The sequence below is a fragment of the Longimicrobiaceae bacterium genome (assembly GCA_035936415.1).
Classification (GTDB): Bacteria; Gemmatimonadota; Gemmatimonadetes; order Longimicrobiales; family Longimicrobiaceae; genus JAFAYN01.
Genome location: DASYWD010000594.1, coordinates 1 through 24239, shown reverse-complemented (window position 1 = coordinate 24239; position 24239 = coordinate 1). Strand labels below are relative to the sequence as shown.

At 68.1% G+C, this 24239-nt stretch carries 22 protein-coding genes and 1 tRNA gene; 19 read left to right on the top strand and 4 right to left on the bottom strand.

Annotated features, from left to right (window positions below):
- Both tuf and VGR37_23940 read right to left on the bottom strand, forming a co-directional pair.
- On the bottom strand, positions 1-1038 hold a 1038-nt coding region (gene tuf, locus VGR37_23945; GenBank protein ID HEV2150473.1), incomplete at its 3' end, for an elongation factor Tu.
- A gap of 52 nt (positions 1039-1090) precedes the next feature.
- A tRNA-Thr gene (locus tag VGR37_23940) sits at positions 1091-1163 on the bottom strand.
- Between the two features lie 369 nt (positions 1164-1532).
- Here VGR37_23940 and VGR37_23935 point away from each other — a divergent pair.
- Positions 1533-2687, top strand: a complete 1155-nt coding sequence (locus tag VGR37_23935) for a hypothetical protein (protein ID HEV2150472.1) — start codon at positions 1533-1535, stop codon at positions 2685-2687.
- A 654-nt stretch (positions 2688-3341) separates the two neighbouring features.
- Here VGR37_23935 and VGR37_23930 read toward each other — a convergent pair.
- Positions 3342-3920, bottom strand: a complete 579-nt coding sequence (locus VGR37_23930; GenBank protein ID HEV2150471.1) for a hypothetical protein — start codon at positions 3918-3920, stop codon at positions 3342-3344.
- A gap of 734 nt (positions 3921-4654) precedes the next feature.
- Between VGR37_23930 and VGR37_23925 the strand changes: the two genes are divergently transcribed.
- The 9 genes from VGR37_23925 (at position 4655) to VGR37_23885 (ending at position 15058) form a co-directional block, all read left to right on the top strand.
- Positions 4655-5110: a hypothetical protein gene (locus VGR37_23925; GenBank protein ID HEV2150470.1), complete on the top strand. Its 456-nt coding sequence runs from the start codon at positions 4655-4657 to the stop codon at positions 5108-5110.
- 1643 nt (positions 5111-6753) lie between these two features.
- Positions 6754-7185 carry a helix-turn-helix transcriptional regulator gene (locus VGR37_23920; protein HEV2150469.1) on the top strand — a complete coding sequence of 144 codons (432 nt, stop codon included), beginning with the start codon at positions 6754-6756 and terminating at the stop codon, positions 7183-7185.
- 187 nt (positions 7186-7372) lie between these two features.
- Positions 7373-7579, top strand: coding sequence for a hypothetical protein (locus VGR37_23915; GenBank protein ID HEV2150468.1), 207 nt, complete (start codon positions 7373-7375; stop codon positions 7577-7579).
- Between the two features lie 65 nt (positions 7580-7644).
- Positions 7645-8217, top strand: coding sequence for a hypothetical protein (locus VGR37_23910; protein ID HEV2150467.1), 573 nt, complete (start codon positions 7645-7647; stop codon positions 8215-8217).
- A gap of 726 nt (positions 8218-8943) precedes the next feature.
- On the top strand, positions 8944-9864 hold the full coding sequence (locus VGR37_23905; GenBank protein ID HEV2150466.1) for a tetratricopeptide repeat protein: 921 nt from the start codon (positions 8944-8946) through the stop codon (positions 9862-9864).
- 496 nt (positions 9865-10360) lie between these two features.
- Positions 10361-11152, top strand: a complete 792-nt coding sequence (locus VGR37_23900; protein HEV2150465.1) for a hypothetical protein — start codon at positions 10361-10363, stop codon at positions 11150-11152.
- 345 nt (positions 11153-11497) lie between these two features.
- Positions 11498-12100, top strand: coding sequence for a sigma-70 family RNA polymerase sigma factor (locus tag VGR37_23895; protein ID HEV2150464.1), 603 nt, complete (start codon positions 11498-11500; stop codon positions 12098-12100).
- A 483-nt stretch (positions 12101-12583) separates the two neighbouring features.
- Positions 12584-14131 (top strand): hypothetical protein, encoded by a 1548-nt coding sequence (locus VGR37_23890; GenBank protein ID HEV2150463.1) that lies wholly within the window; start codon positions 12584-12586, stop codon positions 14129-14131.
- 780 nt (positions 14132-14911) lie between these two features.
- The gene (locus VGR37_23885) at positions 14912-15058 is read left to right on the top strand and encodes a hypothetical protein (protein HEV2150462.1); all 147 of its coding nucleotides are present in this window, start codon (positions 14912-14914) and stop codon (positions 15056-15058) included.
- A gap of 125 nt (positions 15059-15183) precedes the next feature.
- On the opposite strand, the gene VGR37_23880 is transcribed toward VGR37_23885, so the two are convergent.
- A complete protein-coding gene (locus VGR37_23880) occupies positions 15184-15624 on the bottom strand; it encodes a hypothetical protein (GenBank protein ID HEV2150461.1) in 441 nt (146 codons plus the stop codon).
- A 288-nt stretch (positions 15625-15912) separates the two neighbouring features.
- Between VGR37_23880 and VGR37_23875 the strand changes: the two genes are divergently transcribed.
- The 9 genes from VGR37_23875 to VGR37_23835 all read left to right on the top strand — a co-directional run.
- On the top strand, positions 15913-16971 hold the full coding sequence (locus VGR37_23875; GenBank protein ID HEV2150460.1) for an ATPase, T2SS/T4P/T4SS family: 1059 nt from the start codon (positions 15913-15915) through the stop codon (positions 16969-16971).
- A 97-nt stretch (positions 16972-17068) separates the two neighbouring features.
- Positions 17069-17404, top strand: coding sequence for a TrbC/VirB2 family protein (locus VGR37_23870; protein ID HEV2150459.1), 336 nt, complete (start codon positions 17069-17071; stop codon positions 17402-17404).
- A gap of 11 nt (positions 17405-17415) precedes the next feature.
- On the top strand, positions 17416-17745 hold the full coding sequence (locus VGR37_23865) for a VirB3 family type IV secretion system protein (protein ID HEV2150458.1): 330 nt from the start codon (positions 17416-17418) through the stop codon (positions 17743-17745).
- Positions 17742-20357 carry a hypothetical protein gene (locus VGR37_23860; GenBank protein ID HEV2150457.1) on the top strand — a complete coding sequence of 872 codons (2616 nt, stop codon included), beginning with the start codon at positions 17742-17744 and terminating at the stop codon, positions 20355-20357. The genes VGR37_23865 and VGR37_23860 overlap by 4 nt, the downstream gene beginning before the upstream one ends.
- Positions 20320-21078 (top strand): hypothetical protein, encoded by a 759-nt coding sequence (locus VGR37_23855; protein HEV2150456.1) that lies wholly within the window; start codon positions 20320-20322, stop codon positions 21076-21078. The genes VGR37_23860 and VGR37_23855 overlap by 38 nt, the downstream gene beginning before the upstream one ends.
- Entirely contained in the window at positions 21075-21989 is a 915-nt protein-coding gene (locus VGR37_23850; GenBank protein ID HEV2150455.1) for a type IV secretion system protein, read from the top strand. Before VGR37_23855 ends, VGR37_23850 begins: the two co-directional genes overlap by 4 nt.
- A 43-nt stretch (positions 21990-22032) precedes the next feature.
- Positions 22033-22755 (top strand): VirB8/TrbF family protein, encoded by a 723-nt coding sequence (locus VGR37_23845; protein HEV2150454.1) that lies wholly within the window; start codon positions 22033-22035, stop codon positions 22753-22755.
- Between the two features lie 6 nt (positions 22756-22761).
- Positions 22762-23667, top strand: coding sequence for a TrbG/VirB9 family P-type conjugative transfer protein (locus VGR37_23840; protein HEV2150453.1), 906 nt, complete (start codon positions 22762-22764; stop codon positions 23665-23667).
- Between the two features lie 3 nt (positions 23668-23670).
- A partial coding sequence (locus VGR37_23835) for a hypothetical protein (protein HEV2150452.1) occupies positions 23671-24239 on the top strand: 569 nt, incomplete at its 3' end.

Below are 24239 nucleotides of genomic sequence, written 5' to 3'. Positions count from 1 at the left end.
GTTGGCCGTCCCCGTCACGTCCGTCGTGCGGAAGTAGAACTGCGGCCGGTAGCCGTTGAAGAACGGCGTGTGCCGCCCCCCCTCTTCCTTCGTCAGCACGTAGACCTCGGCCTTGAACTTCGTGTGCGGCGTGATGGTCTTCGGCTTCGCCAGCACCATCCCCCGCTCGATCTCGTCCTTGGCCACCCCGCGAAGCAGCAGCCCCACGTTGTCCCCCGCCTGCCCCTCGTCGAGCAGCTTGCGGAACATCTCCACGCCCGTGACCGTCGTGCTCTTGGCCGAGTTCATCCCGACCACGTCCACCGTGTCGCCCACCTTGATGATCCCGCGCTCGATCCGACCCGTCGCCACCGTCCCGCGCCCCGTGATCGAGAACACGTCCTCGACCGGCATCAGGAACGGCTTGTCCACCTCGCGCTGCGGCTCCGGGATGTAGCTGTCGACCGCGTCCATCAGCTCCGTGATCTTGCCCCCCCACTCCGAGGCCGGATCCCCCGACTCCAGCGCCTTCAGCGCCGAACCCTTCACGATCGGCAGCTCGTCGCCCGGGTAGTCGTACTCCGAGAGAAGCTCGCGCACCTCCAGCTCCACCAGCTCCAGCAGCTCCGGGTCGTCGACCATGTCGACCTTGTTCATGAACACCACGATGAACGGCACGTTCACCTGCCGCGCCAGCAGGATGTGCTCGCGCGTCTGCGGCATCGGCCCGTCCGCCGCGCTGACGACCAGGATCGCCCCGTCCATCTGCGCCGCCCCCGTGATCATGTTCTTCACGTAGTCGGCGTGCCCCGGGCAGTCCACGTGCGCGTAGTGCCGCTTCTCCGTCTGGTACTCCACGTGCGCGGTGGCGATCGTGATCCCGCGCGCCCGCTCCTCGGGAGCCTTGTCGATGTTGTCGAACGCCACGAAGTCCGCCAGGCCCTTCGCCGCCTGGATCCGCGTGATCGCCGCCGTAAGCGTCGTCTTCCCGTGGTCCACGTGCCCGATCGTCCCCACGTTCACGTGCGGCTTCGTCCGCTCAAACTTTGCCTTGGCCATGTTCCGATCTTGGTCCCGGTTAGGGAGGTTTAACGAGGAGGACGCTCGCAGGAGCTCACGATGGGACTCGAACCCATGACCTCTTCCTTACCAAGGAAGTGCTCTGCCGGCTGAGCTACGTGAGCCCGATCCCCCGAAGCGGGCCCACCCGGACCCGAACGACAAACGGGAAGGCTCCCGGATTCGCGCCTCGGCGCGTCGACCCGGAGCGCTTCCGCCCCACCACAGTGCCCGTTCCGACCCTCACCCGGATACACCTGTCCCGGGGTGGGCAGGGAAGACGGTAAGATATCCAGGGCCGCTGTGGGTGTCAACTCCCCGGCGGCGGTGCGGACGTCGCGCCGTCCCCTGCTCCCCATTAACTTGGGGCTCCACCCCTGGGCCCGATCGCGCCCGCGCGGGACGAACGTCCCCTCCCCCGAATGCTCCGACCCGATCCCGTCCCGGGAAGATGCTCCACGAGCGCCTGAATTGAAGGAGAGCCGATGAGGCAGATGCGACCGCTTACGACCGTGGCCCTGCTGCTGCTGGCGGCCACCGCTGCGCCGCGCCCCGCCGGCGCGCAGGAGGACGCCCCCGCCGGAGAGCTGGCCGCGGCGCTGGCTCCCGTACGCCAGGGCACCATGCTGCGCGTGCATAGCCGCGGGGGCGGCCGGCTGGAGGGTCTGCTCGTGGGCGTGGAGGCGGACGTCCTGGTGATCGATGCCGCGGGGGCGGAGCAGCGGATTCCCGCCGCAGGAGTGGAAGCGGTGTGGGCTCGCGGACGGCAGACGCGGCGCGGCGCGACCATTGGAGGCGTGGTGGCGGGCGGCGCCGCGCTCCTGTACGGGGCGTTTTTCGGGCTGCTCATCGCGGGGGAAGGAGGCACCACCGGGGAGTCGGTCAAGGTGATGCTCGGGAGCGGGGCGCTGGGGGCAGCCGGCGGCGCCCTGGCCGGCGGCGTGGTCGGCTCCACCCTCACGCGCTGGTACCGGGTGTACCCGGCCGGGGAGGCGAGCCTGGCGCCGAACGCCCCTCCGCGAGTTACCACCCCGGAGGCCGATCCGGTGGAGCGCGGATCCGTGGAGCCGCGCCGCCTTGGCGGCGCGGAGGTGGCGGCGGGGTACGCGCGCTCCCCCGAGGACGGCGGGACGGACGGCGGGCTCGCCGGGCGCGTGGCGCTGGTGGCGGAGTTCCCCCGTGGCGAGCGCGCCTTCCTGGGGGTGGGGCTGGAGGCGGGCAGGCAGTCGCTCGGGGGCACGGGAGTCCGCCGGGCTCGTGAGGCCCTCCAGGTCTGCGACCCGCAGTGCGAGTACCGGACCGACAGTGTCGACGTGCGTCGCAGCTACCGGGTGTCCGACGTGGGAGGTATGCTACGGGCCGGACTGGTGCTGCCCGGGGTGGAGCCGTACGCCGTGCTGGGCCTCGGGACGCAGTTTCGGCGGACGGACGTCCTGCCCGTGGACGGCGCCCGCCAGACCGGGAGCTCGTCCCGCGTGGTGGTCGGATACAGCGCGGGGGCGGGGGGGCGGCTGCGCAGGCCGGGGGCGCCCTGGACGGTGGGAGTGGAGGGGCGGTGGCACTCCAACCTGATCGCGGGGCAGAGCGACGGGATCGACGAGGCGTTCGGCTTCTGGACCGTGGGAGCGACGCTCAACCGGCGTTGGTAAGGACCCGGGGCGCGGTGAACGTCTGGTTTGTTCAGTAACTTCGGCTGCCGGGCGACAGAGGGCCGGGTATGGTGCCAGTCACACGGCGCCGTTTCGCCGTGAATCTCTCGATCCAGACCGACGCGGCCAACTCAGCGACCGGTGCGGCGACCAGGAGGATCTTCCACTCCACCGGCTCGACGAGCCCTCCATACGCGACTGCGGTTCCGATCCCGGCAGATGCGACTGTCGCGAGGAGCAGGTTGCCCCGCGTCCGATTGGACAGGTGTACGCCCACCGGAATGGCAAGGGCAGCACCCAGAGCCGATGGCCGGAAGTCGAATCCTCTTTCGTCGGCGAACACGCTACCGACAGCGACGCCAAGCGCTCCAGCCACGACACCTCCGGCGATTACGTGCCCGAGGGAGGTGGGTCGCTCATAGAGCTGCGCGTGCAGTGCTGGTACCTCCCAACCCCGATGCCGGGTCGAGCGGACGGCAGAAGCAGCTTCCCACGCCTGCTGGCGGTGCTGCGCCCTGGCAGGCGAGGCTCCCAGGACTGGAGCCGCGAGTACGGCGATGAGGACCACACGGCAACGGCAGCGGGGGCGCGCCCCTGCCCGCCGTCGATAGCCGCAGATGGTCGTGCGCGGCCTGTCGTGCCTCCATTCCACCGTTACCAATCGCCGTCTTCGGCAGACAAATCCCAGCCTGGCAACGAAAAGGTACTCTCGCACCGAGGGCACTGGAGCTCTTCCGAAAGCTCGATCACCGCCATTCCCAGCTGGGGGTGCCCTTTCGCCACGAGGAGAATGCCAGCCAAGGCCTGAGCTGTCGTGGGATCCCATTCGTCGCCCGCACGTGCGGCCACCAGGTGTGGGATACGACTGATGGATGCGCGGTAAGCCTGCTCTAAATCGTCCGGCACCGAGGGCGCACCTGGCCGGTGACGCCCGGCCTCCACGCGCGCCACGAGCTGAAGCAGTTGTGCACGAATCTCGATGTCGTACTTGGCCGCAAGCGCCACGATGTGGGGCACCGCGGCGAATGAGGCGGGGTTGACCTCTCCCATCGGGCAAATCGCGCTTGCAAGCTCAAACCACGCTGATTCAAGAGCCCGTTCGGGCTCGTCCTCATCCGGCTGGACATCCGCGGATAACTCGGTCTGCACCTGCCGGAGGACATCGGGCAGGTTGTGGGCCGAACCATAGGCGTGCATCAGCTCACCCCAGCGTGGACTATCGAGATCAAGCATGCTCTGCTCCCATGCGTCTTGGGTAGTACGCCTCGTTTCTGCTTCTCCGAGAATGGCTTTCACCCGGTGAAACGCCCCTTGCCTCGCGGGTGGACCTTGGCTGTGTAGGGGACCGCCCGCGCAGCAGTTTCGATCACGTGAGCAGCCGGTATCGCTCCGTGTCGGTGCTCTGGCTGCCATTGGAGGTGATCGCGCGAGGGTGCCTAAAGCGCCGCAATCCAATTGACAGCGGCAATTGACAGTAGAGGGGGGGTAGAAAGCCAAGCCCCGACACCACGTAAGCGGCATCGGGGCAAGAGCTTACAGCAAAGCGGGAGACGGGACTCGAACCCGCGACCCTTAGCTTGGAAGGCGTGAAGGTCCCCCGCACCCCCGGTGCAGCCTGCACGAAAACCTAGTAATCACCTAGACAGCACGCGCAACCTGCTCGTCCAAGGTGGGTTCTTCGTGCAGGATGTTCGGCCCAACTGACACCTCAACTGACACCGCGCCTGGATCGCATAATGCGCCTGGGCCGTGCCCCGGACGGACCTGAGAGAAAGCACCGCGCAGGCAATTGACAACGGGCCGACCGGAATATATCTGTGCAGGATTGGCCTGCAAGGTGCAGGACGTGCCGACGTGAAGTTGGCGGGCTGGTCGCAGTTGCGGCAGCCGGGCACCAGCAGAGGAGGTAACGGGTGATCCGCACTGCAGTTCGCCGCATACTCCCCTCGATCTCAGGGCACGGGCAAATGAGCGACCCTTTCGAACAATTCGCTAGGGACTGCAAACTGCGGCTCCTGGCTGAACGGCTCGGCATAGCTCCGCGCGACGTGATCTGTCCCCTACAAGAGATGGTGCAGCACTTCCTCGTGACCCTCTCCAGGGCCGCGAGCGCCTCGCCGTTCCGGCTGATCTTCGCTACGCCCGCGGCAGACCCGGCCCCCCCTGCTGTCCGGGACGTGCTGTGGTGGGCCGCGAGTGACGCCTGGATGCTGGAGGAAGGTAAGAGGGAGATCCGGGCTTGGGCGGCGGCGTACGGCTACCCGGCCGACGATCCGACTACCGTTCGGCTGTTCGAGCAGCAGACCGAGCAAGCGGACTCGCTCATCAACCTTCTCGGGGAGTTCCAGTATCGCCGCCTCCTCGATCTCTACGACCGGGAAAGCTCCCCATCCGAAGTCGCGTCTGACCCCGCCACACCGTAACAGCTCGCCCCTCTTCCGCGAGCCCCCGGACGGCCCCGCCTCCTCCCGGCCACCCTGCCCCGGTGGCCGGGGATCTGCCCCGCATTGCGCCATTCCCACCATTCCGCAGGACACCGAAGCCGCCACCTGGAGTCACTGCACTTCATCCGGCGCGGGGGTAACATTCCGCTTAGAACGGGACACGGGCCACGACTCGCGCGGAGACCAGACGCCATGAGCGACGTACCAGACCGGATAGGCGAGGTGATGGAGCTTGTCGCACGAGCCCAAGAGCTGCTGGACCAGGCGGTAGGCCGGTCAGCAAGGCTGACAGGCCTGAACAAGGAGCTTGTGCGTCAACACCTCCTGGAACCGCGCAACCACCTCCGCAACTCGGCCCATGCGCTCCGCCGGAAATTGGACACCGAGGACGCGCGCGCCCAGGAGAAACGACGGGCTAGCTGAATGCCTGCATGCCCCATGTGGACGCTTGCGGCCCGCGTTCTGCGGGCGAGATCGTAGGGACTCTCCGCACGATCGCTGGTGGAGGGCAACGTGGCCCGGTGGGCCACAGTGGACAAAGTGGACACGTTGGACCAATTCCGCGCCTCCCGATGGGTCAGAACCCTGGCGACCGTGATGCAACCGCCTGTCTCCCGCGCGCCGTCTCGGGCCCACTCTCCGGCTCCGACGCGCGGTTTGGGCCCGGGATTCCGCCGGGATGGGCCCAAGCGGTCGCACCGCGGGCGGATGCGGAGTGGTCGCGGGGCGGGTGGCGCGAGCGCCTGCCCCAGTGGATTTAGTGGACATAATGGACACGAGGCGCCCAGGTCGTTGCCAGGACTGAGCCGCTGCCTGAGCGAACCCCACAACCAGGAGCCGGACGCTGGGCCCATCCGGCGCGTCCGACCGCGCCGATGGGTCCGACAGTCGCGGAAGATTGGTCCAGCCCATTACTCACCGGCGGGGGGCGGCCCGCTCCAGAATCGTTCGGATCTCCCCCCTCACGCGTGCGCGTCGGCGCTCGGGGATCCGCCGAAGGAGCACTTCCAGAGCTGCCTCGTCGGTGATAGGGGGCTCGCCTGCCGTGTGCCGCGTCCGCCAGGCGCGGAGCTTGGTGAGCGTCTGGCGGTATGGTCGCCCCCCGGCGAGCACCTTGCTGAGACCGCTTGGACTCATCCCGACCTCGCGCGCCACACTCCGCAGGCTGGACGTTGCCAACTCCCTTTCCAACTCGGCGCGGATTCGGTCCAGCTCGGTATCCGCGCCGCCCCCAGGCAGGGCGTCGCCTCCGGACATGGTCGTCCTTCCGGCAGATGGGTGGGCGCGATTCATTGGGGAGTATCCTAAAGTTGCCGCGGCTGCGGTCGAGCGCAACATCGCAGTCCCACCCCCCCGCTCTTTTTCCGTCGTCCGCTCCCGAAGCCCTCCGCTGCAATCCGGCCAGGCGAGCGACCCACGCTCGCCGGCCCCGGCACCCGCCTGCAGCTCACCTGGCCTAATTCAGCACCTGGCAGACCGCCCGCCGCGAATACGCCACTGGACCGTCTTGGTGCAGCGACTGAAGTAGAAAGGGCGCCGGATTTCGCCACGTGGGAACAGCGCGCGAGCCCGATAGGATGACTACCATTCGGGAGGCTGCTTACTCACGCCCTGGTCCCAGCATGCGACACCATCGTCCCATTATCAGCGTGCGACCGCCCGCGGACCTGGCGGTCAAGCGCGATTTCGACATTGTCGCCGACGCCCGCCGCCTGGAGACGTTGCGGCAGGCCATTCGGCGGGAGGTAAAGGCCCAGACCAGCCTCCGCGCACTGGCACAGCGGATCGGCGTGGACCGCGGATCGCTGCGGAAGTTCCTCACGATGGAATCCGTCCCGGATTGGGAGAACCTGGCGAAGATCGAGGAGTGGTTTGAGGACCGGGCGGACGTGTGGACTCCTCTCGGCGCGGTGGCCCTCGCCGTCCTGGTGCTCGACCTGCCCGGACCGCGCCGCCGCCCGGCGCGCAAGCGGCTCGCCCAAGTGCTTGCCTCGGCGTTCGGGGACGCGGAGCTGCCGGTACCCGAATGGCTCGACACGGAATGCGCCGGGTAGCGCCGCCTCCGCCCGAGTTTGCACCCGCATGCGTTCGCGTCCCCCTGCCCGGCGAACCCGCCCAAAGACGAGGATCGTTGCCGTGATGCGAAACCTCCGCTGGAGTTCCTTGATTCGCCTCCTCTCGCGTGGAGCCTCCGCCATCCGCTCCCTGCTCCCGACTCGCCACACGGTAGTTCCCCTGCAGGTGGAGGACGACGACGTGGAGCTACCCCCGGAGGCTGCGTTGGAGATCATCGAGGACGCCGTCGCCCTTCTCCCCGAGTCCGAGCGGGCCGACGCGCGTTTCGAGCTGCTCAACGTCTTGGCGAAGAACCACGACGCGGCGCAGGTACCCTATCCGAGGTGGCTGACCCGCCGGCTGGACCGGACCAGCCGGCGGCGGCACAAATGACCGCGCACGACGCAGGCGCATCCGCAGATGTCGCGACGTGCGCCGCGCCGGGGGGGGGCGATTCGATGGAGACGCCGGAGCACGCTGAGCTGCTGCGTGCTGCCGCGGCGCGAATCAAGGAGATAGGGATCCGGAAGGCTGCACGGGAGGTGGGGCTGAGCGCGATGGGGCTGCGCAACATCGTGGACCGGAGGGGCCGGCCCGTGGAGTCGAGTTGGGAGAAGCTACGGGCGTGGTACATGGGCTCTCTCGGCGAGCGGGCGCTGGACCCGGCAGCAGTTGCCGTGCTCCTCTCGACACTCATCGACCAGGTCACACCCGAACTCCGCGCCCGAGCGCGTCCCAGGGTCGTTGAATCGCTCGCGCAGCTCTACGGGGAGCAGGGAGCCGCACTGCCGGGGTGGCTGGCCGAGCTGGCCGAAGCGGTGGCCGCTCACGAGCAGGGGGCGAGAAGGCGCGAGGCGCCGTTCGCCGTCGTGGACGTGCTGCGCGGCACTTCGTTCGCACTCCTGCAGCCCCCATTCGATGGAACACCCCGGGAAGTGGTGGAGGCGATCGGCACCACGCGAGGGGCCTGGAACGGGGAGGAGTTCTACCCGCCACACCGGATCCAGCGGATTCGGCTCGGGGGCGGGTAGTCCGCCAGGGTCCGGGTCGAGCGCGGCGCTTTCCTAGACGAGCTACTTCGGGAGGCCGTCGCTCGGCGGCGGAAGGGGTGAGCTGCCGCGCTACACTCCGGCGGGAGCAGGAACGATGCTGCGAGGGGGCGCTCCGACAGGGGCGCCCCCGCTTGCATCGTGAGTCGCGTCAGATACCAGGCTCCGCAACTCTCGCCCGGAGCAGCAGATCTGCAGGTCCTCTCACTCAGAAGCTTTAAAGTATGGCGCGTGCCGCGCTAGTGAGTTATCGTGTCCGGTAACGTATTCTTTTGGCTACTCCGGCCACTTCTGCCTGCGGGAACATAGATGGCCCCCACACCGCCAAACGATCGGCACGCCGAGCGAGTGAACCGGAAACCTCACTCGCTACCGGCGATTCCGACCGCCCCAACGTGGACTGAAGAGATAGCCGCACTCAAGGACACCGGTGACGACCTTGCGGTGTCCCTTTGGCGTGCATTGCGCAACGTTCGGATTTGGGCGGCTACCGCCCCCGAGAAGCGGAAGGGGCTATTTGCGATGGGGGGCCGTGGAAGCCGGGACGAAGTTGGCTATGCGTGTGCACGCGCGCCGCACCTTGTTGAAGCCTTCGGGACTTTCTCATTCCTACTGCGATGTCCAAACCAAATCACGAGTAGCCGAGTCGCGGACGCCTGTACCCAGGTGTACGAATGGGCGGAAGCACGCGCTCTCCTGCATACCGGGATGCATTTCGCTGAAGCAGCGGCGATCGTAGACCCGGAGCATCCCACCTACGCGATAAACGCTGGTTGGATGTGCCGGAGAGCCGTCGTTTATGATCGTGCGGCAATTTGGTACGAGCGGGGCTACAAACTGGCGGTTCGGTTTCGGCACCATGACCTTTCCTTGAGCCGGAAGGAGTCCATCAGGGCCCTTGTGGAGCACGGGGCATTACTCAAGGATCAAGGCCGCGAGGACGAGGCGAGGGAGTTCTACGAACTCGCGGCGAAAAGAGCTGCACGATTCGGCCGTAAGAGACAGGCAGCGGTAGTCCTACATTATCTGCTCGCCTTGAGTGCAGAGGTTGGCGGGTTCGAGGAGAGCCTAGATTTCGCGCAGCAGGCATTTGACCTTTATCCGATACAAGATCGACAGATCCCAGCTCTGGCCCACGATTTGGCATTTTTGATGGTTCGGTTTGCCTACTACAGCCCCGCCATCACTCTTCTCGAACTCGCGGTCTCCCGGACCTATACGCCTGAGCTACAAACACTGTATTGGGGAACGCTCGCCCGCGCGGCGGCTGGCGTACGCCGACGGGAACGATTCGAGGAGGCAGAACAAAGGACGCTGCACTTCATTGGGCTCTATGAAGAATACGCGCCCGCAGCCTTGGTAAACCTCAGCGAGGGCGCCCGGTCCCTGGCCGAATGGGATCTCTCAGAGCAGTATGCGGGAATGGCAGTGGAGTTCGCCCGTGCACGCGAGGACGTAGTTGTTGAGCGGTATGCGTTGGACCTGCTGGACAAGATCGCAACGAGAGAGCTCGCGGCCAACGAACAGCAGCCGCCCCAGGCGGATCAGATCAGGATTCTCTCCAGGCGGTTGGTCGCCCGCCTCCACAAGTGGAAGGTCCCGGGCCCTGGAGAGCCCGGGACCCCGTAAACGGCTACTGATTGATGCGCCGCTGACGCTTGATCAGTGCCCGCCACCGACAGTAAAGCCACCACGCTCGGTAGATCCATCGTCGGCCGTCGTCTCCGCAGAGGAGGGGGCGGCCGTCGCGCTGCTGTCACTGTTCATCGTCTGGTGCCCCCCTCCCACAGTAAATCCACCATCGAGACGAGGTTCTTCCGGAGCTACGAGCGGAATGGCGCCGCCGCACGCTGCGAGGCCTACACCGAATGCACAGGCTACCAAAATGGTGCGCAGGGTCTTCATGATTCCGTCCTTTGTAGGGGGTGAGCGGGGGTTTCCGCTCTGTACGTTACTCGCACCGCACCCAATCCGCCACCTGGAACCACCGAAGCGGCGCCCTCCCGGGCGCTTGTCCAGCTACTCGATGGTGATTCCGGGTGGAATTAGTCACGTCCCCCGATCAAACGAATCCCGCCAAGTGGGACCAGTGCTTGGGGCCAGCCGGCAGTGCTACCCTCCATGTATGAGCCTCGAATACGACAGATCCTCACGGGTTGCCTTCCTGTACCTCCTTTATCTCGCCGTGCGCCGCGGCGGGTACGAGTTCGGCGGCGTGCGGGGGTGGGCGCACCACGACGACATACGGTGGTATACACAGGATCACTTCGGAGACAGCCTGACCCGGCTCGCCCTGATGGGCTTCCTGGACCGGGAGGACATGCGCCACTCGCGGCGGCAGAAACCGAACTGGATCTACCGGATCGCTGAACGGGGGGTGGAGAGCATCCGGAACTTGGAGGGGGTGGAGCCGCCTCCAATCGCCTGTCCGGGGAGCGCACCGGCCCCTGGCGAAGCGAGGCCCGTCTACGTGCCGGCGGGAGCCCTCCTGGCGGTCCGGGCGCTCCGGCTCGTATCCGCCAATCCTACCCCCTCTCCCCTGCTTCCGAACGAGCCCGGCTGGCGCACCCACGACGAGCTGACTGCGCTCGTCTGTCCGCCGCACGAGGACGAGCCAGAGTGGAAGCTTGACATGCTGATCGGCGACCTGGACGAGTTGGACGCCCCCGCCGCGTGGCGAGCGGAACGGGAACCGCGGAAACCAACGCGGCCACGGTACTTCTCCAACGGGGATCTGATGTGGCTTGTGCGGGCGGGGATGGCGCAGCGGTTCGGCACGATCCCGGAGTACGGGCGGCGCCACACGGTCCTGTATCGCCTCACGCCGCTTGGGGCGGCGATCGTACCCCTGGAATGGCGCGAGCCTACGGCCGAAGCAGAGGGCGATAAACAGCCGGAAGTAAGTCCAGACCCGTAGTCAGCAACGGCGAATCCACATTTATGGCCTAAAAGGCGCTACTGACGGGTGACCGGCGGGCGCGGAACCGCGTCGGATTCGTGCGGGTACGGTCAATTCAGGGGTGCACAGGATGGGGGCCGGGCGGAGAATGGCGGGCGCGGCCCCCCGAACCGAGACGATTTTCCAGACGGTCTTCATAGATCGCGTGGTGGTGGACGCCGGTTGCTCTGGGACGCGCAGCATCGGGCGCGCCCGCCGGCTGGAGATGGACGGGCGCTGCCGGCGCGTAAGTGCCCTGCCCCACTCCTGTCCTCTTGGTAGGCCGCCACGAGCAGCATCCACGCGCGCCGTGGTGGTTGTCGTATGCTGCACCCCTACGCGCCCTGGCCGGCGCCGGATGTACTTGCGGGCCTCGTCTCGGAGGCGCAGCGGGGTCCCGCCTCAGCGGTTGACACGCTGCTCGCGGCGCTGCGGCCGGCGCTGGTGAGCTACTATTCCGGACGCATCACCGGGGATCTCGCCGAAGACCTGGCGCAGGCCGCGCTCCTCCGCATCCACGGCGCGCTACCCGGGATCGAGCCGGAGCGCGCGGACCGCTTCATTGCGACCATCGCCCGCAACGTCCTCCGCAGCGGGTACGCGCAGCGGGGCCGGGCGCTGCGCCGCTGGGCCCCCGAGCAGCTTGCCGAGGGGGTAGCCTCCCCGGCCGCCGCGGATCGGCACCTGGAGTACAAGGAGTTGGCGCGCGCGGTGAAGCAACTCGCTGAAGCAGATCTCCCTCCCAAGATGCAGCAGGTCGTACTCGGCCTCCTCCGCGACGAGACGCCCGCCGAGATCGCGGCCCGGCTCGGCATCAGCCAGGCGACGGTGCGGATGCACCTGATGCGCGCCCGCGCCGTGCTGCGGCGAGAGCTACGCCCCTATCTGGACCCGGACGGCTCCGACCCACAGGACCGTACCGGTTAACGGCGGGGCCGCTCGGGCCGAGATCAGCCCGTGCGTGCGTCCTACCCCGCCCCTCGTCGTACCCCGCTTTCTCGCCGCCGCCGATCTCAGATGGCGGCCGGCCCGACCTCGTTTGGCGGAGAAGGGGGACTGCGCAAAACAGGTGCTGCCGGACCAGCCTCGCGTCCGTCCGGGTCGCCCCCGCGTGAGATGAAAGAGCTCCACGCGCATTTGGACCCGACTGCCCCCGGCCGGACCCAATTCTTTTCTCTTGACGTCTATTAATTGCCGGATTATCCTGCATCTATCCTGCTGCTCCCCCTCCACAACGACGACGCCGGCCTTCGTCCCGCACCTGCAGTAATGCTCGGGCCACTTCGCTCGCCCTTCCGTAAGCGCGTTTGTGGACAAATTTTTCTTCTAGCAGGAGGAGATCCGAACCCGTTTTGCCGGCCCGAGCCGCCGCAAAGCCCGTCAACCAGACAGCATTCACAGGAGAGGTACATGTTCAACCCAAAGCCGGTTATCCTCCCAGCTGTAACCGCAGCTCTGCTCGCCCTGGCTGCTTGTGAGGACCAGTCGTCCCCTGCTGGCCCCGAGGCGACCGCCACGCGAGAGGCAAGCCTCTCGGCCTCGGCACGGATCCAGGGCGACCTCGTTTACCCGATGGAAGAGGAACTCGCCCACTTCGCGAAGCAAATTCCAGGGCTCGGGGGCTTTGTTTTCGACGGGCAGGGCAACCTTCACGTGAACATCCTCGATATGAGGCACGCCGAGGGTGCGAGGGCGGCGCTTGCCCCAGTGGCGAGAGACGAGGCGCGCCGGGAGGGGCGCTCGACAACTCCTCAGGTGATCGTTCACCAGGGCAAGTACGAGTTCCTGCAACTGGCTCGGTGGCGGCAGCAGATGACAGCCGCCGTCCTGGCGACTCCTGGCGTCATGTACAATGGCATCGCGTACCGCGAAAACCGGTTGGTGGTGGGGCTCGTTCCCGCGCAGGCGACAGTTGCGCGGGCGCTAGTAGCCGCGAAGCTAGCCGAGTTGGGGATCCCGGCCGCCGCCCTGATTTTCGATGTCGGCGGACCATCCACGATGGCCATTTGCGATCCTAGCGATCCAAACTGTCAGCAGGATCCTTGCACCACGAACCCGAGCGATCCGAGCTGCAGCCCGGACTGCAGTGTCGATCCAACGATTGAGGGGTGCCCGGAGCCGATGCCGGGCGATGGTGACATCTCCCCCGTCCCGGATCCCAACTTCAACTACTCACCGACTGAGCCGAGCTACAGCTACACCGAGCCGCCCGTCGTGTCGCTGACTTCCACCCTGCGTCCATTCCTTGGCGCGATGATGGCTTCCAACAGCAAGGGTAGCTGGTGCACGATTGGCTTCGTGGTGGAATACTACGGCCGGCGTTCCTTCACCTCCGCGTCTCACTGCAGCAACAGTCTCACCTGGAAGGATGGGACCGAATGGCACCAGGCGGCTCCGCAATCCAGCACTGACTATTCGAGGTTCGTCGGGAGGGAGTACGCCGACCCATCGACGGACGCCTTCAACGGGCGCTACGCTGACGTGGCGATCAACGAACTTGCGATTGCTTCAAGCAACGCCAAGTTGGGATACATCGCGCGGACGAAGGGCGGCCCCGCAACTGGTGCAACCGCGATTGGGCCTTCCATCGAGCTCGACCCATACGCCCCGGAGATCCGGATCGGGGGAGAAGGCGCATTGCGCGAGGCGTACTACTTCGAGAAGATCGGAGTGAAGACGGGGTGGACGAGGGGCAAGGCAGGGCGCCCGTGTCAGAACATCTCTCAGTACGGTCGTACCTGGTACTGCTCAACGTGGTTGGCCGCTGGTGCTGACCATGGAGACAGCGGCGCTCCCGTATTCAGAAGTTACCTTGGTGGTTCCTGCAACTGTGTCTACCTCGTTGGTGCCGCTTTTGCGAAGGGTAAGAGCGGCGGGGTGTGGGTGAGCCCCATGTCGGGTATCCGGCGTGATTTCGGCGCGCAAGGCTCGCAGGCCTACCTGCTGCGCACTTACTAGGTCCGTTCCAATCCTCAACGTCCCTGGGCGTCCAGGCTCCGGACTGCGGGAGCCCGGACGCCCATTCGGAGCGGGAACTCATGCGCTTGCTCTGGATCTGCGCGATCCTCTCCATCCTGGGCTCCTGCCAACGGAGAGCGCCCGAACCAAGAGGCGACCACGAAGCCGAGCTTCCCGCTTCGGTTCTCGCTTCCTACCCTCTACGTTTGGACCTCCTCGTCCCGCCGCGCGCCGAGCCAGGCCAACCGGTGCACATCCAACTTACCCTCACGAACATAGGGGATCAGCCAGTCAGAATTGAGACGGGGGACAGCGCCTATTCGTTCGACCTCGTGGTGACCCGCCCTGACGGAAAAACGGTCTGGAGCCGACTCCACGAGGTGGAGGCAATTCCACTCGTGGGACGTACGCGGGTTCTCGCCCCGGGTGAAGGAATGACCTTCGAGGACCACTGGGATCTCCGCACGGATCAAGGGAAGCAAGTCGCTTCTGGCACGTACCTCGTGTACGGTCTGCTCGATGCAGACTCGATCCCCTACCGAATGCTGCGGACTGAACCCAGAACCCTCTCGATCACTCGCTACTGATCGAGCAGTCGGCTCGGGGGGAACGGTGCCATCGCCGAGGGCCGTAAGGTCCTCGGCGATTCCATATGGAATCGCGCCAATCGCCACCTCGCGCACTCCGCCGCCGATGGTGCACGGGGAGGCCTGGGGGTCATAACATCACGCACCACGGAAGTCGCTTCGCCGCTGGGCGCCCGAGCAGTTCGCCGAAGGGATGCCCTCTCCCGCCGCTGCCGACCGGCACCTGGAGTACAAGGAGTTGGCGCGCGCGGTGAAGCAGCTCGCTTTGGCCGACCTCACTCCGAAAATGCAGCAGGTCGTACTCGGCCTCCTCCGCGACGAGAGCCCCGCCGTGGATTGAAGTGACGAGGCCGCACGAGTGGCGGACCTACCCCGGCCGGCCTGTGACCGACTGGGGCCACCTAGTCCAGACCCTACTGCGGACGGCCCACGCCCAAGTTATGTGGCCGCACATCCAGGGAAGCGTCAGCCTGGGCGTAAGGCTGAACTCAGGTTGAAGATGAAGTCGTCCCGACACTCGTTGGTTCCCTTACTTAGGAGCCGGCCGGGACGGTGCCCTCCGCCGATGTCGCGTACCGAAATGGCGAGATCCTCGACGCGAACTGCGCAGTCTCCGTCCGTGGGTGTGAAGAATTCAAACTCATAGTAGTAGCCCGGGTAGCACTCGCCATCGTGTCTTCCCTCCGGGCGCGGCCCGTAGCAATCACCGGGCCCCTTCGCTGACGCGGTGCAATAGTACACCTTGAAAGATACACCGACGACGACGTAGCCCTCTACGTCGTTGTTGATCGTGACGAGATAGCGCCGGCCCCGCGGTGCTTCCCCTCCTCCGAGTTCGTCAACGGAGTACACCCTGAAATCGGCCCGTACGGCAGCGAATTCTGAACCTCTCGAAGTCTCAGCCATGGTCCAACTCCCCGGGATAAGGTGACTTTGACAACGACTACGGGATATGGGGTGACCTCACGGCATCACTCCAGAGAATAGAATGGCGCGCGCGCCATATTTCCCACAGGTCGGAGGAGCAGCCATCAAGCTGTTTCGCGTGCGGTCGTCCGCGGGTTACGCCGATACAACACCTCGTCCAATCCCGAAGTACGGTCGGATAGAGTGGCACGCTGCTGAACCCGCCGAGTGTGGTGGGAACTTTAAGCGGCGGGTCGCCGAATCCGGAACCCGAACCGTACTTCGGCCATGCAACCGCTCGACGTTCTCCAGACGCCCAGCGACACGAATCCCCAGGATCCCAACGCCCCGTCGGCGGAGACCCTGCAGGACGCGGAGAGGTACCCGCACCAGCTCGTCGCGTACTTCGCGCACTCCGCCCCAGGCCGCGCGATCCTGGGCGCGCTGGAAGACGACGACACCACCGAAGTCTACCTGAACCCGGACGGTAAGGTCTGGAAGGAGACCTACTCCGCGGGTCCGGTCTTCACCGGGCACGAGTTGGAGCCGGCGTTCGCGTTCATGTTCCTGAACGCCGTCGCCACCCAGCAGCGCCTCACGCTGGACAGGGACCACCCCGCGGTCTCTGCCGACCTGCCGCTGGAGTTCTTCAACCGGGCCCGCCTGCAGGGCGAGATCCCCCCGCTGGTGGAGGCGCCCTCCTTCAACATCCGCAAGCCCCCGCCCCGCACCTTCTCGCTGGACGAGCTCGTGGCGCAGGGCGTCCTCACCCCCGGCCGGCGGGCGGTCGTCCGCGAGGCGGTGCTGTGCCGCTGGAACGTGGTGATCGCCGGCAACATGAACAGCGGCAAGACCACCTTCGCCCGCGCCGTCCTCAAGGAGATCGCCGAGCTGTGCCCGCGCGACCGCGTGGGGATCCTGGAGGACACGCCGGAGCTCCGGTCGGAGTCCCCGAACACCTGCACCATGCGGAAGCCGGAGCGTTGGGATCTGACCGCACTGGTGACGATCTCTCTCCGCAAGAACTTCAAGCGGATCTGCGTCAGCGAGGTCCGCGACCGCGAGGCCCTTCCCCTCCTCGATGCCTGGACGACCCACCGCGGCGGCCTGGCGACCACGCACGCGGACTCGATCGACAACTGCATGGAGCGGCTGGACCGCCTGGCGATGCGCAATGGCGTCCCCTCGGACCCGGTGCTGATCGGGCAGGCGGTCCAACTCGTCGTGCTCCTGGCCGGCGACAACGCCGGCCGGCGGGTGACGGAGATGGTGCGCGTGGTCCAGACCCGCGACCGCGCCGCCCCTTACGTCCTGCACCGCATCGACGAGGCGGGACAGCTCGAATGACGCTCACGGCCCCGTGAGCACGGCGTCGATTCCATCTGGAATCGGCCGGGGGCCGGGAGGGACCGGCCCCTGCTTCACCGCAGCACCGGAGGATGCCATGCACGCCATCCAGCGAAGCCCCGGCGCCCGCGCGGGCGCGCTCCTCCTCGGCCTCCTGGCCCTCTCCGTCGTCTTCGCGCCGGAGCTGTGGGCGGGTGGGACGGGGACGGACATGCCCTGGAACACCCCGCTCCAGACCCTCCTCAACAACCTGACCGGCCCCACGGCCCGGACCATCGTCGGCATCGGGACCGCCGTGGCAGGCTACCAGTGGATCTTCGGCGGCCACGAGAAGGGGACCGTGTGGCTCTCCCGCGTGGCGGTGGGCGGGGGCGTCGCGCTGCTGGCGCAGACGGCCATCTCCTACATGGCCTTCGGCGGCGCCCTGGTCTGAGGAGGGCGCCCATGCACGCCGAAGAGCTGGACCTGGACGCCATCCACCCCTCCCTCACGCAGCCGGTGCTGTGGGGCGGGGTGGAGCGGCGGGTCGTCGCGGTGGAGTTCGTCGTGGTGGTGCTCCTCTTCACCTGGAAGGGGATCGTGCCGTTCTCGGTGGTGCTCGCCCTCGTCCTGGTGCTCCCGCTCCACCTGGCGGCGCGCCGGATCGCGCGCATCGACCCCCGCATGTTCGACCTCTTCCTGCGGAGCCTGGCCTGGCGGCGGTACTACCCGCCCCACGCCACGACCCAGGCGGCCACGCCGCCCGTGAAACCCTCGATCCCCGGAGCCCGATGATGGATGTGTTCTCGCTCTTGCCCGGGATCGCCCTCGGCGCCGCGGGCGCCACGCTGCTCCACCGCAACCGCGAGCGGGAGGGGCGCGGATCCCGGGTCGGTCTCGCGGACAAGCTCAACTGGCTCGCGCTGGTGGACGAGCGCGGGGAGGAGGGCGACGGCCGGCAGGCCGTTATCGAGATGAAAGACGGCGCGCTGCTGGCCGGGTGGCGCTATCGCGGCCCCGACCTGGACGCGGACACCGCGGAAGGGCTGGAGCTGCTGACGCGGCAGGTCAACTTCGCCTTCCTCCCCTTCGTGGACCACTGGATGTTCCATGTGGACGCGGTCCACCGGGAGGCGTCCGGCTACGCCCCGGAGGGCGCATTCCCCGACCCGGTGACGCGCGCCATCGACGCGGAGCGCCGGGCGGCCTACCTGGAGGCGGGGCGGACGTTCGAGACCGACCACTACCTCGTCGCCACCTACTACCCCCCGCAGGACGTCTACTCCCGCCTCGGGGACCTGCTGGTGACGCGGCCCCAGCGCCCGGAGGTGGACGCGGCCTACGCGCTGGTGCTGGACCGCTTCTGGGCGTATTTGCGGGAGCTGGAGGGGCGCTTCCCCTCGGCGGTCCGCCTGGAGCGGCTGGACGCGGACGCGCTGCTCACCCACCTGCACGGCTGCCTCACGGACAAGCAGCACCCCGTCGCGGTCCCGGAGGACGCCAGCGACCTCACGCGGGTCCTGGTGGAGGAAGGGCTGTGGGGCGGCTTCAAGCCGGTCATGGGGCGCAAGCCGTTCCGGGTGGTGGGGATCACGGACTTCCCCCTGCGGTCCCGCCCGGGGCTGCTCGCGGAGCTGAACCGGCTCGGCTTCGCCTACCGCTTCTCCAGCCGCTTCATCCCGCTCGGGTCAGAGGCGGCGCAGGGCAAGATCCGCTGGCAGACCAAGGGCTACGCCCGCAAGACCAAGCCGGCGATGCAGCAGTTCCGCGAGGCGCAGGGGACGGTGCCGGCCAAGGACCCGGGCCGGGACTTCTTCGCCGACCAGCACGCGGTCCGCATGGCGCAGGACAGCTCCGACGCGGCGGCGCTGGCCGCGAGCGGGCTGGTGCGGTTCTGCTACTACACCCCGGCCGTGGTGGTCCACGCCGACACGGAGCAGGAGGCGGAGCTGTACGCGGCGGAGGTGGTGCGGGTCCTGAACGACAAGGGGCTCACGGCCACGGTCGAGGACGTGAACGAGCTGGACGCCTTCGCCGGGACGCTCCCTGGCCACGGCTACTACAACGTCCGCAAGCCGCTCGTCCAGACCAAGGCCATCGCCAACCTGCTCCCGCTCACCTCCCGGTGGCCGGGGCTGCGGACCAACCCCTGCCCGTTCTACCCGCCGCAGTCTCCTCCGCTGATGTGGGGGAAGACGGACGGGAGCGTGCCGGTGCGGATCAACTGGCACGTGAGCCCCCGCGACGTGGGGCACCACCTGATCGTCGCGCCGACCGGGATGGGGAAGAGCTTCCTGCTCAACCTCATGGTGGCACAGTTCCGCCGCTACCCGGGCGCCCAGGTCTTCCACATCGACAACGGCTACTCCGGCTACGCGCTCTGCCGGGCGGCGGGGGGCACGCACTACGACCTCTGCTCGGGGCGGCCGGACGCCATCGCCTTCCAGCCGCTCGCTGAGGTGGACACGCCCTCGGGCCGCGCCCGCGCCGCCCGATGGCTCGACGTGGTGTGGGACGTCCAGGGGGTCCGCCTCACGCCGGAGATGCGGGAAGCGGTCAATACTGCGCTCCAGCTCCTCGCGCGCATGCCCCGGCCGGAACGGACGCTCACGCAGTTCTTCTTCCAGCTCCAGAACGACGCGCTGCGCTCGGCCATCGGCTACTACACGGCCGCCTTCGGCAACTACGGCCGGCTTCTGGACGCGCCGCGGGACGACCTCCGGAGCGGCGACTATCAGGTGTTCGAGGTCAAGCACCTGCTCGCCTTCCGCGACGACAAGATCACCGCCCCGGTGCTCGCCTACCTGTTCGCGGGGATCACCGCCCGGCTCACCGGGCGGCCCACCTACGTCCCCGTGGACGAGGGCCGGCTTGCGCTGAAGGAGGGGCGCTTCGCGGAGCAGCTCGCCGAGTGGAGCATCACCGTCCGCAAGGAAAACGTGGCGATGGGGCTCGCCACGCAGGACCCCGCCAACCTCGCGGAGTCCCCATACCGCGCCGAGCTCATGGAGAGCTACCCGGTCCATTTCTTCTTGCCCAACCCCCGTATGACGGACGAGGGCCGGAAGCAATACCGCAGCATGGGCCTGAACGAGCGCGAGGTGGAGATCGTCCGGACCGCCCAGCCGCAACGCCACGTCTACTACAAGACCCCGCTCGGCAGCCGGCTCTTCGAGCTGGCGCCGGGCCCCGTCGCGCACGCCTTCCTCTCCGCCCCCGAGGGGAAGAGCCCGGCGGAGCTGCGCGCCGACGTGGATGCGCTCGCGGCGGAGCACGGCGCCGCCTGGCCGGCGGCGTGGCTGCGGCGGCGGGGGCTCGCACAGTGGGCGGAGTGGGTGGAGGTAGACCCTGAACCCGTGGAGGTGGACCATGACACGCTCGACCTTTTCCCGGCGGCTGCTCGCTAGCGCGTTCCTGACGGCTGCCGCGCTGGCGGCGCCCGGCGCCGCGCACGCGCAGATCCCGATTCCCGGGGTGCCGCAACTCGTGTTCGATCCGCGCAACTTGGTGGAGAACATCCAGCAGGTCGCGCAGGCCGCCCAGCAGATCGACAACCAGCGGCAGCAGATCCTCTATCAGCTCCAGTCGCTCCGGAAGCTCCAGAACCCCAACTGGCGGGAGATCGGGGGGTTGGTGGACCAGCTCGACGCGCTCATGCGCCAGGGGGAGGCGCTGGCCTACAGCGCCGCCAACCTGGACGCGCAGTTCCGGCAGACCTTCCCCGGCTACCAGCTCCCCGCCGGCTGGGTGGCCTCCACACAGGACCGGATGCAGGCGACGCGGGCGCTGGCGACGCTCCGCGCCTCGCTTGCCGCCACCCAGCGGCAGATGCAGGACCTCCGGCCGGGCATGGCGCGGCTGGGCCAGATCAAGCAGCAGATGGGCGGTATCCAGGGCACGCAGGAAGCCATCGAGCTACAGAACACGCTCCAGGGGTACGTCGCCGAGGAGATGATGCTGCTCCGCCAGGCGGTCGCGGTGCAGACCAACGCGGTGGCGGTCGCGCACGCGCGGCAGGTTCAGCGGGAGCTCCAGGAGCAGGCGGTGCTGGAGCAGATCGTCCGGAACACGCTAAACCGCCCCCGGACGCCCGCCTACGGCTTCGACGGGCGGTGGAGGGCCCCGTGAAACCCGCGCTCAGGGCGGCGATTCCACCCGGAATCGCCGCCGGCCTGGCGCTCGCGGCGCTGGCGCTGGCGGTTGTCCCGGCGGACGCGCAGGAGCCCGGGATCCTGGACCGGACCGCGCTCACGTACCGGCAGGCGTCGTTCGTCTGGATGGACCGGCTGCACCCGCTGGCGCTGCGGACCTTCTTTCCCCTGGCCGGGATCGAGTTCGCGCTGAGCGGGATCCTCTGGATGCTGAACGACAGGGAGACGCTGGAGTCCATCGCGGGCCAGTTCATCCGCAAGTTCACCTTCGTCTCCTTCTGGTTCGCGATCCTGTTCTCCTGGGAGCTGTGGATCCCGTACCTGGCGGAGGGCTTCCGGTACGCGGGGGTGACGGCCGCGGGCAGGACGACGCTCACCCCTTCCGAGATCGTGGGGATCGGGAGCGACCTGCAGGTCGCCATCGGCTCCGCCGCCTCGGACTGGCTGAGCTTCAATCCCTTCTCCGGCTTCACCATCCAGGTAGCCGCGCTCCTCGTGCTCCTCGCCTACGTGGCGGCTGCGGTGGCGATCAGCTACACCCTGGTCCAACTCTACCTCGTCACGGGTGCGGGGGTGTTCTTCCTGGGCTTCGCGGCGTTCCGGGGCACGGCGCAGTGGACCGACAACTACCTCAACCTGCTGGCCTACGTGGGGATCAAGCTGATGGTGCTGTTCCTCCTGGTGGGGCTGGGGACCACCATCGGGGCGGAGCTGGTGGAGGTCACGGCGGGGATGCGGTGGACGGACATGGCCCCGGCGGCGGAGATCTTCTTCGTCGCCCTCCTCTTCATGTCCCTGGTGCTCGGGCTCCCCGTGATGATCGCCAGGCACATCACGCAGGGACACAGCTTCGGACTGGTGAACGCCATCCGGGCCAAGGACCACTGAGCCGATTCCACCTGGAATCACACCGCACAGGAGGAAGTCACCCATGCCCTCACAAGCACAGGACGCGCGGGCAGGCCAGGTCCGGCTCATCGCCGACGCCGCCCGCGCAAAGGTCGGGGACCGGATCGAGGGGGCGAAGCGGGAGGGGCGCTCGTGGCGGACCGCCTTCTGGGGGGCGTTCGCGCTCCTCGCGGGGGCGGTCGGGGCGCTAGGCTTCGTCGCCCTCCAGCCCCGGTTCGTCCCCTACGTCGTGGCCGTGGACGCGCAGGGCGTCGCCGTGCCGATCGGGCCCGCCCGGCGCACCACGGCGGACGACCCCAACGCCGTCCGGGCGGAGTTGACCCGGTGGATCGGGTACGCGCGCACGGTCTCCTCCGATCCCCACGCGCAGAAAGAGATGGTGGAGCGCGCCTACGCCTACGCCACGCCGGCCACGGCGAACGTGCTCAACGCCTACTTCCGCGACCCGCAGAACGACGCGCGCGTGGTGGGGCAGCGCGCCGTGCGCCTGGTGAAGGTGCTCCGGGTCACGCCGCTCCCCCCACCGGCCCGCAACACCTGGAACGTGCTCTGGCGGGAGACGGAGATCGCCCACGGGAGCGAGGCCCGCACGGTCACGACCTGGGAAGCGTACCTCACGGTGCGGCGGAGCGCGCCGCGCGGCGAGGAGCGCAAGACGGAGGAGCAGATCAGCCATAACCCGCTCGGCGTCTACATCGCGGACCTCTCCTGGTCCCCGGTGGCGGACCCGAGCTCCACACGGTAGGTGCGTATGAACCCGATTCCTTCTCTCAGGCTCGCCCTGGTGCTGGCCGCGCTCGCCTCGGCGCCGCTCTCGGCGCAGGGCGCGGCGGTACGCGAGCCGCCCCGACTGCTCGGCACGGTGGTCGTCCACCGGCCCGACGCCCTGGAGCGCGCCGTCCTGGAGTTCAAGGCCACGGGCCGCGCCCGGACGCTCCCGCCGGAGCGCCCCGGCGACTTCACCACGTTCCCCTACGGGTACGTCCGCCCGTACCTCCGCTGCGCGGCGCTCAAGCTCTGCCAGGTGGAGTTACAGCCCGGTGAGACCCTGACCGACGACCCGCTCCCGGGCGACCGGGAGCGGTGGGACGTGGACCGGACCACGAGCGGCGGCCTCACGGTGGTCCTGGTGAAGCCGAAGGAATGCGACGTGAGCACGAACCTCGTCGTTCCCACCGACCGCAGACGCTACGTGGTGGAGCTGGAGGCGCCGCCCTGCAGGGGCACGAACCCCCGGGGCGAGTACATGGACGGGATCCGCTTCTGGTATCCCGACGACGTGCTGGCCGCCGGGCGCGGTCCCGCTCCGGCCGGCGAGCCTGACGCGCTCCTGGCCGACGTGCGGGCGGTGAACACGGACTACCGCTGGGGACGGAACCGGCGGATCTCCTGGACTCCGCAGCGCGTCCTAGACGACGGCATGCGGACCTTCATCCAGTTCGCCCCGGCGGCGCGGGACGGGGACACGCCGGTGCTCTATGCGGTCACGGAGGACGGCACGCGAGAGTTGGTCAACACGGTCCTGCGCCCGGACCCGGCTGGGGACTACCTGGTCGCGGACCGGGTGCTGGGGCGCGCCGTCCTGGTGCTCCGCGAGGGGAAGCGCGAACGCAGGCTGGACGTGGTGAACATGGTGCTCCACCGGCAGGGGAGGTGAGCCATGAGCGAGATCCAGAGCCGCGCCCCGGAGGCGCCGACGCCGGCCCCCGCCGCCCGGGACGACCGGCAGGTGACGATGTTCAACCGCAAGGCGGTGGTGGTGCTCGCCGGCATCGCGGCGATGACGGTGATGGTGGTGAGCTTCGCGTTCAACGCCCCTAGCCCCGGCCAGGCTGGCACCGACGAGTTGGTGCCCGCGGAGCAGGTCGGGGTGGACGCCGCCCGGCGCAACTATCTCATCTCGCCGCCGGATACGACCCGCCTGACGGAGCCCGGCGCGGGGGCGCCTGCGCCGCTCCCCCCGGTGGACGTGACCGCGGACCTGTACGGGTCCCCGGGGATGGGGAGCATCCCGCTCGAAAGCGCCCCCGACTACGGGACCTATGGCATGGGGGCGTATGCGGCTCCCGCTCCCGTCCCCGCGGCCCCCGCCGCGCCGCCCGCGCCTAGCGCGCGGGAGCTGTCGTTCCAGCGCGCCATGCGCTGCGGGATCCGGAGCTGCGAGGACGGAGGGGCCGCCCCTGGCGGCAGCTCCGGCGCCTGGGCGGAGCCCGCCGGTGCGGCCCACCC